Source organism: Xenorhabdus sp. SGI 60, from assembly GCF_056632175.1.
The window spans coordinates 986,967-1,000,120 of sequence record NZ_CP196860.1 but is presented as its reverse complement, the minus strand read 5'-3'; the positions used below and the strand labels follow the sequence as shown (position 1 = coordinate 1,000,120).

General features: G+C 44.0%; 15 protein-coding genes and 1 pseudogene. 2 read left to right on the top strand and 14 right to left on the bottom strand.

Annotated elements, in window-relative coordinates; translation table 11 throughout:
• Window positions 1-5 precede the first annotated feature (5 nt).
• From ACSJJG_RS04630 to ACSJJG_RS04575, 12 genes and pseudogenes are all read right to left on the bottom strand, one after another.
• A complete protein-coding gene (locus tag ACSJJG_RS04630; RefSeq protein WP_481088673.1) occupies window positions 6-2,054 on the bottom strand; it encodes a phage baseplate protein in 2,049 nt (682 codons plus the stop codon).
• Window positions 2,055-2,262: 208 nt separating this feature from the next.
• Window positions 2,263-2,871, bottom strand: a pseudogene (locus tag ACSJJG_RS04625) (phage tail protein); the annotation flags it as partial.
• Window positions 2,868-3,476, bottom strand: a complete 609-nt coding sequence (locus tag ACSJJG_RS04620; protein ID WP_481088672.1) for a phage tail protein I — start codon at window positions 3,474-3,476, stop codon at window positions 2,868-2,870. The pseudogene ACSJJG_RS04625 and the gene ACSJJG_RS04620, both read right to left, overlap by 4 nt.
• A complete protein-coding gene (locus tag ACSJJG_RS04615) occupies window positions 3,469-4,377 on the bottom strand; it encodes a baseplate assembly protein (RefSeq protein WP_481088671.1) in 909 nt (302 codons plus the stop codon). The genes ACSJJG_RS04620 and ACSJJG_RS04615 overlap by 8 nt, the downstream gene beginning before the upstream one ends.
• Window positions 4,378-4,388: 11 nt before the next feature.
• Entirely contained in the window at window positions 4,389-4,739 is a 351-nt protein-coding gene (locus tag ACSJJG_RS04610; RefSeq protein ID WP_481088670.1) for a GPW/gp25 family protein, read from the bottom strand.
• Entirely contained in the window at window positions 4,736-5,371 is a 636-nt protein-coding gene (locus tag ACSJJG_RS04605) for a phage baseplate assembly protein V (RefSeq protein WP_481088669.1), read from the bottom strand. Before ACSJJG_RS04605 ends, ACSJJG_RS04610 begins: the two co-directional genes overlap by 4 nt.
• Window positions 5,372-5,527: 156 nt before the next feature.
• Window positions 5,528-6,010: a lysis system i-spanin subunit Rz gene (locus tag ACSJJG_RS04600; RefSeq protein ID WP_481088668.1), complete on the bottom strand. Its 483-nt coding sequence runs from the start codon at window positions 6,008-6,010 to the stop codon at window positions 5,528-5,530.
• 56 nt (window positions 6,011-6,066) lie between these two features.
• Window positions 6,067-6,270 carry a tail protein X gene (locus ACSJJG_RS04595; RefSeq protein ID WP_481088667.1) on the bottom strand — a complete coding sequence of 68 codons (204 nt, stop codon included), beginning with the start codon at window positions 6,268-6,270 and terminating at the stop codon, window positions 6,067-6,069.
• Between the two features lie 200 nt (window positions 6,271-6,470).
• Window positions 6,471-6,707, bottom strand: coding sequence for a DinI-like family protein (locus ACSJJG_RS04590; RefSeq protein WP_481088666.1), 237 nt, complete (start codon window positions 6,705-6,707; stop codon window positions 6,471-6,473).
• Window positions 6,708-6,727: 20 nt separating this feature from the next.
• Window positions 6,728-6,970 carry a hypothetical protein gene (locus ACSJJG_RS04585; protein WP_481088665.1) on the bottom strand — a complete coding sequence of 81 codons (243 nt, stop codon included), beginning with the start codon at window positions 6,968-6,970 and terminating at the stop codon, window positions 6,728-6,730.
• 103 nt (window positions 6,971-7,073) lie between these two features.
• Window positions 7,074-9,014, bottom strand: coding sequence for a replication endonuclease (locus tag ACSJJG_RS04580; RefSeq protein ID WP_481088664.1), 1,941 nt, complete (start codon window positions 9,012-9,014; stop codon window positions 7,074-7,076).
• A gap of 91 nt (window positions 9,015-9,105) precedes the next feature.
• Window positions 9,106-9,444 carry a DUF5347 family protein gene (locus tag ACSJJG_RS04575; RefSeq protein ID WP_481088663.1) on the bottom strand — a complete coding sequence of 113 codons (339 nt, stop codon included), beginning with the start codon at window positions 9,442-9,444 and terminating at the stop codon, window positions 9,106-9,108.
• A 253-nt stretch (window positions 9,445-9,697) separates the two neighbouring features.
• Here ACSJJG_RS04575 and ACSJJG_RS04570 point away from each other — a divergent pair, with 253 nt between their 5' ends.
• Window positions 9,698-10,318 (top strand): phage repressor protein CI, encoded by a 621-nt coding sequence (locus ACSJJG_RS04570; protein ID WP_481088662.1) that lies wholly within the window; start codon window positions 9,698-9,700, stop codon window positions 10,316-10,318.
• Window positions 10,319-10,392: 74 nt separating this feature from the next.
• Here the strand turns inward: ACSJJG_RS04570 and ACSJJG_RS04565 are convergent, their stop codons facing one another.
• Together ACSJJG_RS04565 and ACSJJG_RS04560 are read right to left on the bottom strand one after the other, a co-directional pair.
• On the bottom strand, window positions 10,393-10,941 hold the full coding sequence (locus ACSJJG_RS04565) for a GNAT family N-acetyltransferase (protein WP_481088661.1): 549 nt from the start codon (window positions 10,939-10,941) through the stop codon (window positions 10,393-10,395).
• Window positions 10,942-10,957: 16 nt separating this feature from the next.
• Complete coding sequence (locus tag ACSJJG_RS04560; RefSeq protein ID WP_481088660.1) at window positions 10,958-11,452, bottom strand: bactofilin family protein; 495 nt, start codon at window positions 11,450-11,452, stop codon at window positions 10,958-10,960.
• 655 nt (window positions 11,453-12,107) lie between these two features.
• Between ACSJJG_RS04560 and ACSJJG_RS04555 the strand changes: the two genes are divergently transcribed.
• Window positions 12,108-12,923 (top strand): helix-turn-helix transcriptional regulator, encoded by an 816-nt coding sequence (locus tag ACSJJG_RS04555; RefSeq protein WP_481088659.1) that lies wholly within the window; start codon window positions 12,108-12,110, stop codon window positions 12,921-12,923.
• The last annotated feature ends 231 nt before the right edge of the window (window positions 12,924-13,154 follow it).

The window sequence follows — 13,154 nt, the reverse complement described above, 5'->3', positions numbered from 1 at the left end:
TATTCCTATGCTGTCCTATACCATCCCATTAACATGACATATGAATTGGTGATATTGATAGCTGAGTTACCACCAGTATTTCCCGTTGTTCCTGAAATAGAGTGAGTATGTGATCCTATGTGTACTGTATGGGTATGTGCACCTTCAGTACTGGTTTTATACTTATAATTATCTTTATCAGTATCACCAGAGCCTGTATTACCTCTTGTATTATCATAAACTCCATATCGGGCACCACCGATATAAGCTTCTCCCCAACCACTATCATGGAAATGGCTTCCATTAGAATTAGTATTTTTAGCGCCATAGTCAAAATTGCTGGTAGTTGCACTAAATGAGTGATTATGAGTTGGTATTTGTGCGTCCGTGAGTGTTATTAAATCATTTCCACCGACAGTAAATACGTTTGAACCATTTTGGTTAGCTAAACGAATTGTTTTATTTTCGCCTATATATTTCCATTGTGTTTTAGGAAAAAGAGTATTAGGGTTTTTATTCTGGGCAAACCATGCAACTATTCCTACTGGGTATACCATATCTAAAAAATCATATGTATATGGTGTCTTAATATCAGCATATTCTTCCCCTAATATAGGATCATCAATAGCATAGGATTTCACTACCCATTTAATTTCAAAATTATTTTGTGATTCCAAAGAACGAGATATTTCAACTTCATTGTCTTTACGAGAATAATTAATGTCAGAAAAATTACTTGTCACATGGTAAGTTAAACCTCCACGTAAATAACAACCACTGAATACAGGAGATTCTACAATATCACCAGATCTAGCACCGCCATAGAGGGGATATTTACTGTCTATTGGCCGTGCAACACTGATCATACGGTAACGAATATTCTTGACTGTATTACGGTAAGTTTGACTAATTCGTTTAATACTCAGATATTGGGCATCCCCGCCCCAAGCAACTTCACTTCCTTCAATTTGGAGTTGCAACCCAGCGAGGTGAGTTACACCTTCCCCAAACGGCTTTTTTTCCTGATCCTCGGAATAACTACGATGTATTGTTAACCATGAATTAGCACCTCCATAGTTATGTGGGAAACGCCACCATATCGGATAATACCGCTCACTGCTTAATCCGGTCAGGTCTATCGTTTTATTAAAACGCGGTTCAGCCTGAATCGCCTCAGCAGTTGGCTTATTGCCTTCATGATAAACCTGATGCCCTTTTACTCGGAGATTATCCGATTTTAGGCTCATCCATTCCGTGGTTCCTCCTCCAGAGAGGCTATGCTGCCATTTAAAATATTCGTTACCATTATCTCCCGTTTTAAACCACATATAGGAATCGGTATCAGCATCTCCGGTATTTTTAAAACCAATAGCGGCCATGTCCGTGTTTCTACGCCAGGCTATCTCAGTATCAGTCGAAATCGTGATATTCCCTGTTACCTCTCCCCCACTACGTGGCAAGGCTCCGGCAGCCAGTTTTACAGTTTCCGTCAAACCGAGGTTTTTCACAAATTCGATCTTATTTGGAATATCCGCGCCATTTTTGCTTTTTTCCAAACGGGTGTTGGCATTTTCATTCGCTGCATTTGCCTGTGCTTTCGCTTCATTCACACGGACATCTGTTTCGTCTTTAGAATACGCTCCCACATCACCAGCCGTTGGTTTATTAGCCGTGTTATAATCCCTTCTCCAGCTCGGGTAATAATCCTTGCCATGATTTCCATAGGTAAATTGTGCATTCTCGATGCAGCCATTAACCGATGTTGGAGCCGTAGTGACTCGGATAGTCATTACATTTTCGATGCCCATGACTTCCACGACTGCACCAGCCAGATGGATTGAGCCACAACCAGTATCGGTGATCATTTTATTGTGAGCATATGCCCATGTGCCCTTACACATCCAATAAGGATGGTTAAAAGCCCCCTTACTTTTCAGCCATACAATGAATTCATCGGTAGTCCAACTTCCACCACCACCAATAGGAACTTCTCCACTGAATGCCCTGCCTGAACCAATATTACGGTTAAATGCATCCTTATCAGTTACATCCGCTCCGTTCTTGTTTTTCTCCAAACGTGTGTTGGCATTATTATTTGCATTAGCCGCATTTTGGTTTGCAGTGTTAGCTAATGATCTAGCCTCACTCACTTTAGCGTCAGTTTGGGCTGTGTTATACGCACCAACATCTCCCCGCATTCAGCGCAATATCCGCCGACAGCGCCTTACCATTCACCTTACGCCCTGCCGGAACGCGGCCATTGGCATTATCATTCGCCGCATTAGCCAAATCATACGCCGCCTTCACCGCCTTCGGGGTTGCCGCATGCGTTTCGTTATTGCTGTCCACCGCGCTGCTCAGGATCACAAATCCCTTCTCTTTCAGCGTCGCGTCAGGATGGTTACGGCTATTGGCATGTTGCTTAATGGAATCATCCACATACTCACGTGTTGCCAAAATCACAGACGGGTCAACTTTCAATGTCACCGCGTTAGCGCTGCTGACAATCAAAATCATGCGAATAGTCTGGGTGCGGCCAGAACCTTCCTGCAATTGGGGCTTGTAGGTTTCCGCACAGTTACCCACGGCAATCAGGATGCCGTCTTTGTCAAACAGGCCAATCTCACGGATCCACCAGCCACCTTCGTTTTCAGGAATAACCTGTTCTGCAACAATTTGGTTGGTGTTTTTTGGATCAATGCTCAGCGTGTTAATCGCTGCACGACGCTTTTCATTAATCAATTTGGTTTGTTTAGTGTCTGGCGTCGGCAGACTGCCGCTGCCATCCCCAACGGCCATATGGGTAATTTCAATTTTAGTACCCAATGCCGCAGCATTTGCTAACTTATCTGCGCCTAACTGCGTCAGCAGCGCAAAATATTTGGTACTCATGATCTAATCCTCATGTCATCAATAATATGTACGCCCGCGCCCACAACTTCTGAGCCGGAGATTGTTACTTGTTCCGGGAAATAAGGGTAAACCGTCAGTTCGTCACCACTGTAAGTCGCCGCCGAATAGTGATATCCACCGCGTGTATCCAGGTTGATGTCCAACCCAATCAAATGTCGGCTCACTGGCTTGGCATCAAAAATCAGGTTTTCCAGCTCCTCGAACATTTCATGGGTGATGCCGTTTTCCAGTACGCCGATATCCAGCCGGAAGGTGCCTGGGGTATCGTTGGTCTGCCACCACTCTTTTACGCGGATGAGATAACCCAATGGCTCGACAACTCGCCGGATCGCACCAATCGTTCCTTTATGTTTATGCAGGAATAGCGAGCTTTTGATCACTTCCCTTTTGGTATTCTCAGACCAACGTTCGTCCCAACGATCAACTGACCACGCCCAGGCCAGATAAGGCAGTAGTGATGTCGGACAAGTGTCTGGGTCCCACAGCTCACGTAGCGGAACCTTGACCTTCTGCAATTCAGCGCAGGCTTTGGCCGCCGCAAGTTCTAGCTGAGTCGAACCCATCGGTAGAAGGCGATCACTCATCCGAACCTCCCATCGTCAGGGTAGTTTTGGTACAGTAAGATGCCTGTGTTTTATCCAGCACGACGTCTTTCAACGGCGCTTTCAATTCTACGCGCTGGATACCTTCCACATGCAATGCGGCATAAATCGCTGACAAACGAATGTCACGCCCCAGACGGTGCTGGGCTTCCACATAGTATTTCAGTCGCTGTTCTGCCGCCTTGCGGATCGGTTCTGATTCTGGTGTAGGGAAGATGTACAGCACCGCATCAATTTCATATTCCACAATGTTTGCTGACTGGACTTTCAGGCGATCCGCCACTGGTCGCACGTTTTCATCGTTCAGCGCTTTTTCGACTATTTCCAGCAATTCTTTGGAAGCAACCCCCTTGTCTTCCCGCGACATAATGGTCACGGTGACGTTAGCTGGCGACGGGCTGATTGCCGAAGCGTCAGCGACACGACCATCCGCACTGCGTGCATGGTATTCATACGCACCAACTGGACCGGCAACACTCAAACCTTCAAAAGCCTGTGGAATGCGCACGCGGTAGTCGTTGTCAGATTCCATCACCGCCGGTGTCGGTGGCACGGTAGAATTATCCACAGGATGCAGAACCATACGGGATACGTTGTTGTTCGCTCCCAATTGATCCAAATCGCTGCCTGTTGAATAGGCCACCATCACCGCCCGCGCAGCTTCGTTAACCCGTTGACGCAAGAGCAGTTCACGATAAACATTCTCTTCCAGCAACTTGACCAGAGGTTCAGATTCCAGTTGCAAAGTACGTGCAATAGCGTCTTGCTGATCTTCTGGATAGAGCGAGATCAAGCCTTTTTTGCGCTCTTCCAGCAGTTGTTCGTAATCCAGTGGCTCAACCACATCCGGTGGTGGCAACTGGCTTAAATCGATTGTTGGCATGACTTATTACCTCACCGGGAATGTCTCACCGGAATAGAAAGTGAAAATTCCCTGGCGGATTGATGATATGTGCCCGTAATATCCACCACCATTTTGCCGTCCTGTCGGGTTTCCATCGTGATGGAGGTCAGCATCACTCGTGGTTCCCAACGGCTGATTGCGGTATAGCTGGCCGCCATAACCTGAAGCCGAAGCGCTGCGTTTTGTGGCCAGTCAATCAGTTCTGGCAGCAAAGAGCCGTAGGTACGACGCGCGATACGGCTGCCCACAGGGGTTAATAAAATATCGCTGACGGATTGCCGGATATGTGCCAGATCGGTCAGCTCTCGGCCCGTCTGCCGATTCATTCCCAGGTACATCATACGGGGCCTCCTGATGTGTCACCGCCTGACCTGATGCCGGTGTGTTTATGGGAATCCACGACCACGCCGTTGGAACTGAATGTGCCTCCGGTGTGTTCAATATTGCCCGTCATTTTGCCGCCGTTGCGCACGATCAAGTTGCCTGTGCTCATTAGCTGCGTGCAGATGACTTCCGGTGTATCCAGCGTAATTCGGGCGCTGGCGACACAGGTAATTTCCGGCGCGGTAATATGGACGGAATCCGAAGCAGTCACTGTCGCGGTTTTGATGCCGGTCACAGTCAATGCGCCAGATTGCGGTTCATACTCCATCACGGCACCATCTGGAAACTTGATATGTGTCGCTTCAGGTGATGTTGATGGAGCCGGAAACTCATCTGAAAAAATCGCAGGCAATACAAAGGCGGTGGTCAGCTCTCCGCCTATGGACAGTAATAAAACCTGCTCACCGACACTGGGTGCCCACCATGTGCGGGAGTTTCCCGCTCTGGATGTCAACCAGTGCAGCCAGTTGGTTTCAAGATTGCCTGTCGCGACTCGGCACATTCCCTTTGTGGTATCCACTTGGGTAATAACGCCGGTTCGGATCAGGTTGCGCAATAAGCGCATCAGTTCAGTGAGTTGTGTGTTCATGACGTAAGAATGCCATGAAACAGCAGGCTGGACATTAAACTGGGTTTGTAAGAAATAGTATACAAATCCAGAATAAAAACCTTTTAAATCAATAAAATAAAAGGCCTTCTTTCATTCCAAAGAAGGCCTTGAAAACAGCATTGCAATAAGGTGCGATCATTCTGATTTACACTGCCGAACAACATCCCGCACATACTGTTGTAAATAATCTAATTTGGCCTGGTCTTTGATGATGCCGGTTCGGATATCGTAAATAGCATGTCCAGCTTTTGCAGTGAGTTCGACTTGGGTTCCATCGCCCATGCGGCGGGCGCGGGTATCTCGGCTTTGGGTGAGTTGACAGGTAGCAAGGTTGGCGGCGGCGATTTGCACCCGCCTATGACCAGCAATAATGTCAGCCCGCAAAGCCGCATTTTTTTCGGTGACATGAGCTAATTTTCCTGAATAGTATTCATCCAATTGTGCAGCCCGATTTTGGGCGTCTTTCATTTGCCCAATAGCCGCCAACGTTTCTGAATGGGCTTTTTGGTTGATGGCAGCAAGCTGTACAGCATGTTGCTGTTTCAAGCTCGCTACTTCGCTGAGAAACAGGAAACGATGCCCCCACCAGCCAAGGCTTCCGCCAATGACCAGGCTCATAATTAAGGGCATTTTTTTTAGTGTATTAATTCCCAACAAACCAGTTCAGCCTCCCCTTAATCCCAAAGCTGGATAATAGGTTTACTGGCGGCAGGCATAAATTCTGGCATTTCAACTTTCGTTCCATGCGGCAGTACCACGCCAAAATCAGCCAATCCAGGGTTTGCCAGCAACACACGCTCAGTCATTCCCAATGTACGGCCATAATGACGCCAGCAAATGGCATCAACTGTCTCATTTTGTTGTGCGATAACTTGCATACACTCTCCTTTCTCTTTGCAAAAGTCAGTTAGTAAATCGGAGAGTTATGATCAAATAATTAGCGAAATGCCTCAATATGGTGAGATTGTCAGGTAAGTAATACATAAACCAAGGGCAGGAAACGATTTCCTGCCCCTTGGTTATTATCTCTTATTACAATAACTGCTATTCATTGGAGGATATTGCCACTTTGTCAGCGTTAATCAGATAGCCAACTGTCATCCTCCCAAACCTCTTGAATGAGTTCCATCATGTGGTCGTGTTCACTACTTTTTTTAGTCCCTGTCACCCTTACGGAGGTGCTGCTGCTAATTCCAACTCTAAAATTCGTATCAGGATAGTGTGGTAATATTCTTTTTTTTAGTTCACTTTCTAATGAAGATATGACTGATTCAGAAACATTAGCTCGTTTATCGAAAAGTATCTCTACTCGCATGCTTTCCCCCGCCGCCAGATCTATTCTTCTATTATTGCACCCGAATTCCCTAACATTTTGTTTCTGCTCACCTCATTACCTAACAGATCGCTTTCCTGTTTACCCTGGTAACTGTTAAACCTTTTTTCATAAGGTGCAGATAGCTCTGCTATCCAAACCAGTGCCAGCTCTTTGTCTTCCGCATGATTGCATTCGCAGCTTGTTGCCATTCTAGCAATGAAATTGATACGTTGCGCTACCAATGATTCTATAAGAGATTCCACTGATCTATCTGCCTCCATATAAGAAACTGTATATATATACAGTACACGTAATAAGACTAAAATTAAAGTATTTTTTACCTGTTTTAGTCATTAAATTTAATAGTTAGTAACTATTGTTTGTTGTTTTAGCAGAAATATTTGCCAATTTGTTTGATTTTTCTGCTATGACAATTCTGCGGTCTGTATAACCCGCTACCTTTCTACTTACCTGTTCATCCGTACAGTTATTGACAGAACTCCAAGAGGAAAATTTTATGCGTCTTTTATAAACAATTCGTTCAGAGGTAACCGTCGATTCTGATTTTGGCACGATGGTCCATTGGTGGAGCCGCGTACAAATAAATTCTGCGTGGGACAAAAATGGTGAGGTCACACCTTGTATGGATTGAACATCCTCACCATAAGGACTGCCAAAAGGGATATTTTTGTAAGATAAACGAATAATTAAATCACGACGTGAAACCCAAGGTCCGCCCTGTGCTTGGGTATAAGCAGCCCAATTTCCTTCATCTGCCGCTTGTAACACTGCGTTTATCTTGTGGTCAGACAGGCGTACTTCCCTGAGCCGACGCAATTCGCGCCAAACCGAAACGGGAGCGCCGCCGATTTGTTGAAATTGGCGAATACGCCAGCGACTCGCCCAGGCAGTCACTGATTTAGCCATATCGCGCAGGGGTTCGCCGGTTTCATGGTCTTTTTCTTCTTCCAGCGCATAACCATCAATATTTTTAGAAATATATTTGGCAATATAGCCCGTTGCGCTGCCTTTACTGGGGTCAATCGCCCGATAATTAAAACGCGCTTTTTTAGCTTCATCGTCCTGTAATTCGCCCTGTTCTTCCTGACAGGCGTAATGCTCAAGGAGTTTTCTGACTTGCTGCAAATGCTCCGGCAACATAAACAGCACCATATGCCAATGGGGAGTACCATCATGATGTGGTTCCACTACACGGAAACCAAAGACATTGATCCCTGCTCGTGCCAACGCAGCCCGAGCTTTTGCCCAGACACCGCATAAATAACGTTGAGTATCACGTGGTGTTGCGCCATTCCAGGATTTGACAAACCCGCCCTTATGCTGGACAGCATGATATTTTGCAGGCGCAGTGATGGTATAAAATTCCCCAACACATTGCATCTTGTTGGCAATATCTTCGAAACCGCGCATTCTGACCATCAATTCACAACGTCGGATTGCCGGATTTGCGTTGCTATGAATAACGGTCTCTGCCAGTGAAATTCGCTCCCCTTTTTCATTTTCCAAATCAAAATGCTTGAAAAATTCACGGTTACGCCGTTTTTGTTCCAGCCATTCCCGTAACGCCTGACGTGAAACATAAGGAGAAGCGACTTGCTGTACCTGCCCAACGGCAATTGCCATATGTTCAGATCGGATATCACGCAGGCGTTTTAAACGAAAATACCACCAGCGGGCAGACATCATGCGTAACATGCCAGAACAGAGTTGATCAACTGATGGCAGTTTGCGGCCATGATTGAAACGTTGCCAATAAGGCGGATGAGTGCCACATTGCAAAGTCAGCTTTGCCAGTAATTGGTACAACTTAGCGACACGGGAAAATGACTCATCTTTGCCGCCAACAGAAGTTGATGAATGTTTTTGAGAAACACGCAAAGAATAGTGCTCATAATTACCAGAAATAAAAACGGAAATGTCGTGAGCAAGTTTCAAGAGCTGTTTGCGATCATACGTTGCTACATTTTCCAATTGTTCAATAAAAGGAAAAGGTGCCACACCAGAAATATAGTGGTTAAACTGATATTTTTCTTTTACTAACTGCAATCTTGGCAAGACTTTCTGTCCAACCGCTTTTCTCAGGAAAGAATTTGCATCACGGCGGCCTGAGCGATTAAAGATATCGATATAACGGTGACTAAAATATTTCGCCAGAAAATCCGGCAGTTGTCCTATATATTGGTGACGCCATTGATGATCTTCCGCGTTAACTTCCCATAACAGGCGCTCCGCCATTGAAACACCCAGCGGTATGCTTTGTTCATAAGTGATAACGTTACTATTCATCAAGTTCACCATATTCAGGACGAGTAAGGGCCTGGCGTATCCATGCCATTTGTTCAAAAAAGAGATAACATATTTAGATAGAAAGCTGTCATTAATTAGGTAATGTCAGGTACTTCGGAAATTGACTGACAACAACCTTAATATGATTCATTGCCTTAATCAGCGCCTGCTTTTCCTCTTGGGTAAAATGGTTGAATTCACTATCGTGGCGGGAGTGCGGGATATTCGCCAAATAGAAAATGGCAGATAACGCTCGTTTATTTTCTTCATAGTAACCGTCTCTTTTATCACGCATATCAGCCAAAAACCGATTTAACTCCTTTCCATTGTCACCCCAATATGTCGCCCTAATCCTCGACAGGTGATTCAATCCTTCCAGCCGCTGGCCGAGGTTAATTTGGGTAAACTTTTCTTGCTCAGTATTCGCCATATTTTCCCTCAACATTTTCCTACAAAACGATCCTCACGATTCCCCGCTATTGCCAACATTCTCTTCATTTCAAACTCTCTATCTATCCTCAATGGCATTTCCGAAATACTTCAATATCAGGCATAAAGATTGAAATTTGGGCGTTCATGATGCAATATCTCTCAATGGTTTTCATCTTAACCAATTCGGACTCACCAATGATCTCATATCGAGAACACCGGTGGGATACTAATAGCTCTTATCTGTACTGTCAATGAAAAATACCAATATTGAGATCAAAATGGGGGCCAATAGTGGGGGAAGACCTGCTATTGAACGTCTTGTCCGCGCATATGGATTTAAATCACGTCAGGCCCTAAGTGACCATTTGGGCGTTTCCAAAAGCACGATGGCAAACCGCTACCTTCGTGATAGTTTCCCTGCGGATTGGATCATCCAGTGCAATCTCGAAACTGGCGCTTCACTGCTGTGGCTGAGCACGGGTCAGGGAGAAATGTTCCCAGATGGAGAAAGCGGCAAAAAAGCGGAACGGTTGGAAGATATCATTGCCCCATCCATTTCTCGTGTAAAATTATCGGGCGGTAAACTCAATGAAGTTAGCCCTGTGATTTTGGACAGCGAATTGATTTCCAAGGAACTCAAAAATCCACTGATTGTTGATGATGGTGCCTCATGGTATCTGCTGGATACGCAGGAAGATAATATTCAAGATGGTTTATGGCTGGTGGATATTGAAGGTATGCACAGTATCAAAAAGATTGCCAAAATCCCAATCAGCAAGATTCGGGTCAGCGATAGCGACGTCACTTTTGATTGTGCAATCAGCGATATCAAATTCATTGGCCGCGTCGCTCTGGTCATATCCAGACAATAATAATCTGGCATAAAACAGTTTCCATCAAGGTTATCTCTATCCATTAGGATAACCTTGATGGCGTTCAACCATTTTCATACAAAATCTGAACACCGAAGCCGGTACAGAACATGTTCCCTTAATGGATGATTTTCTTCCAACCCAGGATGGAGAAATGTTTTTTCATCCCTGACCATGCCCAATTTTTTCATGACATTTTCCGAGTGGTAATTAGAAACCGTGGTAAAAGCGACAACCTCTTCCAACCCGATTTCGGTAAATGCAAAGTCAAAAATTCGGCGGGCAGCTTCACAAGTATAACCTTGCCCCCAAAATGGCTTATCCAGACGCCAGACGATTTCAACAAAAGGCGAGAATGGAAATTTGATGTTCGGGATATTCAGTCCCACACACCCCATAAATTTACCACTCTGTTTTAATTCAACCGCCCATAATCCCCAACCGCCCTGCGTTTCAAACTTACGAATGCAATTATCGATAAAAGTATCGCTCTGCGCTTTAGTCAGTATGTCAGGGAAAAATTCCATTACGTCAGGATGACTACTTAGGTGAAAGAAAGGTTCTCTGTCCGAGGCTTTCCTGGCCCGGAGCCACAACCTTTCTGTTTCCAATTCGACAATCACAACGCCTCCTTGATGATCAAGCGTTGCTTTTCACTTTTGGTTTATCACCCTGATTTTCTCTAATAGAAACAACGCGTTCCATTTCTATTTTTTTCTTATTATCAACCTGTTCAGATTGACCAAAAAACAATCCACCACGTCGAATTGACATACTGCCGCAACGGCTAATGCCCCGTAACTCGCCATGTTCAAGGATATCTAATGTCTCCGCACAGCATGTGCCTTCAACATGACCATCAATGATAATTTCAGGTGCATTCAGCTCACCTTCTACTTTGCCGGCATGCATAATCCGAATGGCACCACCTTTTACGCGAATATTGCCAACAACTTTACCCCAGATCTGGATATCCCCGTCCATTTCGACATCCCCCTTGAAGACAGAGTTTTTTGCAATAATGGTATTGGGACGGATCTCGGTTTCAGGTAATTTTTTCTCTTCAGCTTTGATGCCCATAGCAGGTGTCGCAGAACTGGCAGTCGCTGCTTCGGTTGTTTTTTTTCCAAACATAGCGTTTATTCTCAATTTCATTTTCATAAAGTAAAACACTAAGGCTAAAAAAGATAAAATTGCTGTCATGGTGCAACTAAAATGCGCACCATACAGATATAGTCCCAATGCAATTCCCCAAAGGAGCCATACACTGCATAAAAAAGCGTTATCTGAAAAACGATACATTTTCATATTGTTCTCGTTTTTGTGGTTTTTTCTTATATTTCATCAGCAAAATATATCTATACATATGCCTTAGCAGGTAACAGCAACAGACTGTGGAAGCACATCCTACCATTGTACAAGTATAAAAAACAATCTACTAAGCTATAACAGAGTTATTTATAGCGTTATTACACGGATAAAGCTTCTATTTGAGTTTAATCCTCTGATTTGTCATTTAATTTTCTCACATTTATGAAATAAGAAAATACATAAATTTAATTTCTTATTTCATATATACAAATCACATAAACCCACAATTTATTAACAACACATACAATACATTAATAAAAATGCATCATGGTTAGATGCCATGAAAAACACGTTATTCTCAATAGCTATTTAGTTTATGTTTAGTTATATAATGCCAGCGGTTATTTAATAATAAAAAAACACTTCATGCACTCATCAAAAAACGATTACTCACGATACGGAAAATTAGGAGTATTAGATGAAAAGGACGACGGGCTTAAACCAAAAGCATATTTGCACAATCCAATTAACTATGCCGGATTTCAATATCCTGGAGCATAAACAAAGAGGGCTATATATTTTACTTGATGGCGAAATGGTGTGGAAAGATTGTATAAACACTTATCACATTAAATCGAATGAAATCCTTTTTACCCACCCCGGAAGTTATGCAGCTAAAACCAATACAGAAAGTTGTCAGCTCTTATGGTTGCCCTTACACATGGAGTTTTTACGTCGTTTTTTACAACGTTTCGGCTCATTATTAAGTCAGTTAGAGCGACAGGAATTTTCTGCTTCCAGGTTGATTCCTTTTAATCAGTTTCCCTTATTAATGGAAAGCATTCGCGGGCTGGCGAACTTACTGACGCATGATTCCCCTCCGGCTTTGGTTCAACTAAGAGTTGAAGAGTTATTGTTACTGCTTTCCTTGGGTAAACAAGGCGCATTGTTAATGTCTATTCTACGGAAATTAAGCAACCGCCCGGTAGAACGCCTGCAAACATTTATGGAGGCTCACTATCTCAAAGAATGGAAATTGAATGACTTCGCACGTGAATTCGGTATGGGGTTAACTTCTTTTAAGGAGCTTTTTAACAGTGTCTATGGCACTTCACCCAGGGCCTGGATTAGTGAACAACGCATTCTTTATGCTCATCAACTATTACTAAATAGCGAAATGAGTATCGCCGATATTTCATTGGAATCGGGTTTTTCCAGCCAGTCCTATTTCACTCAAAGCTATCGCCGACGTTTTGGCTGTACACCTAATCGCTCCAGATACGGCAAAGATTAATGATTAATTTAATAACTAATAGTTAGTGCTATCTTCCATAAATCAAGGCTTTCCAGTTTTATATAAACTTGTTTAGATCAAACTGAAAAGCCGCAACCACAATTAGGCTAAGATATTGCCTAAATCATGTATGATCGTTTTTATCGATCAATCTTCTCTTATTGATCTGTGCAATCCATTGGACGACGCTGTCTCATCTCGCATATAGTCATGGTGACTCATCACTGTTTA

What these genes read in the sequence shown, in the direction of transcription:
- ACSJJG_RS04560 (WP_481088660.1), bottom strand. Translation starts at nt 11,452, where the DNA reads ATGTTTGGAAAAAAAACAACCGAAGCAGCGACTGCCAGTTCTGCGACA.
- ACSJJG_RS04590 (WP_481088666.1), bottom strand. Translation starts at nt 6,707, where the DNA reads ATGCGAGTAGAGATACTTTTCGATAAACGAGCTAATGTTTCTGAATCA.
- ACSJJG_RS04615 (WP_481088671.1), bottom strand. Translation starts at nt 4,377, where the DNA reads ATGCCAACAATCGATTTAAGCCAGTTGCCACCACCGGATGTGGTTGAG.
- ACSJJG_RS04610 (WP_481088670.1), bottom strand. Translation starts at nt 4,739, where the DNA reads ATGATGTACCTGGGAATGAATCGGCAGACGGGCCGAGAGCTGACCGAT.
- ACSJJG_RS04620 (WP_481088672.1), bottom strand. Translation starts at nt 3,476, where the DNA reads ATGAGTGATCGCCTTCTACCGATGGGTTCGACTCAGCTAGAACTTGCG.
- ACSJJG_RS04595 (WP_481088667.1), bottom strand. Translation starts at nt 6,270, where the DNA reads ATGCAAGTTATCGCACAACAAAATGAGACAGTTGATGCCATTTGCTGG.
- ACSJJG_RS04555 (WP_481088659.1), top strand. Translation starts at nt 12,108, where the DNA reads ATGAAAAGGACGACGGGCTTAAACCAAAAGCATATTTGCACAATCCAA.
- ACSJJG_RS04570 (WP_481088662.1), top strand. Translation starts at nt 9,698, where the DNA reads ATGAAAAATACCAATATTGAGATCAAAATGGGGGCCAATAGTGGGGGA.
- ACSJJG_RS04600 (WP_481088668.1), bottom strand. Translation starts at nt 6,010, where the DNA reads ATGAGCCTGGTCATTGGCGGAAGCCTTGGCTGGTGGGGGCATCGTTTC.
- ACSJJG_RS04575 (WP_481088663.1), bottom strand. Translation starts at nt 9,444, where the DNA reads ATGGCGAATACTGAGCAAGAAAAGTTTACCCAAATTAACCTCGGCCAG.
- ACSJJG_RS04580 (WP_481088664.1), bottom strand. Translation starts at nt 9,014, where the DNA reads ATGAATAGTAACGTTATCACTTATGAACAAAGCATACCGCTGGGTGTT.
- ACSJJG_RS04605 (WP_481088669.1), bottom strand. Translation starts at nt 5,371, where the DNA reads ATGAACACACAACTCACTGAACTGATGCGCTTATTGCGCAACCTGATC.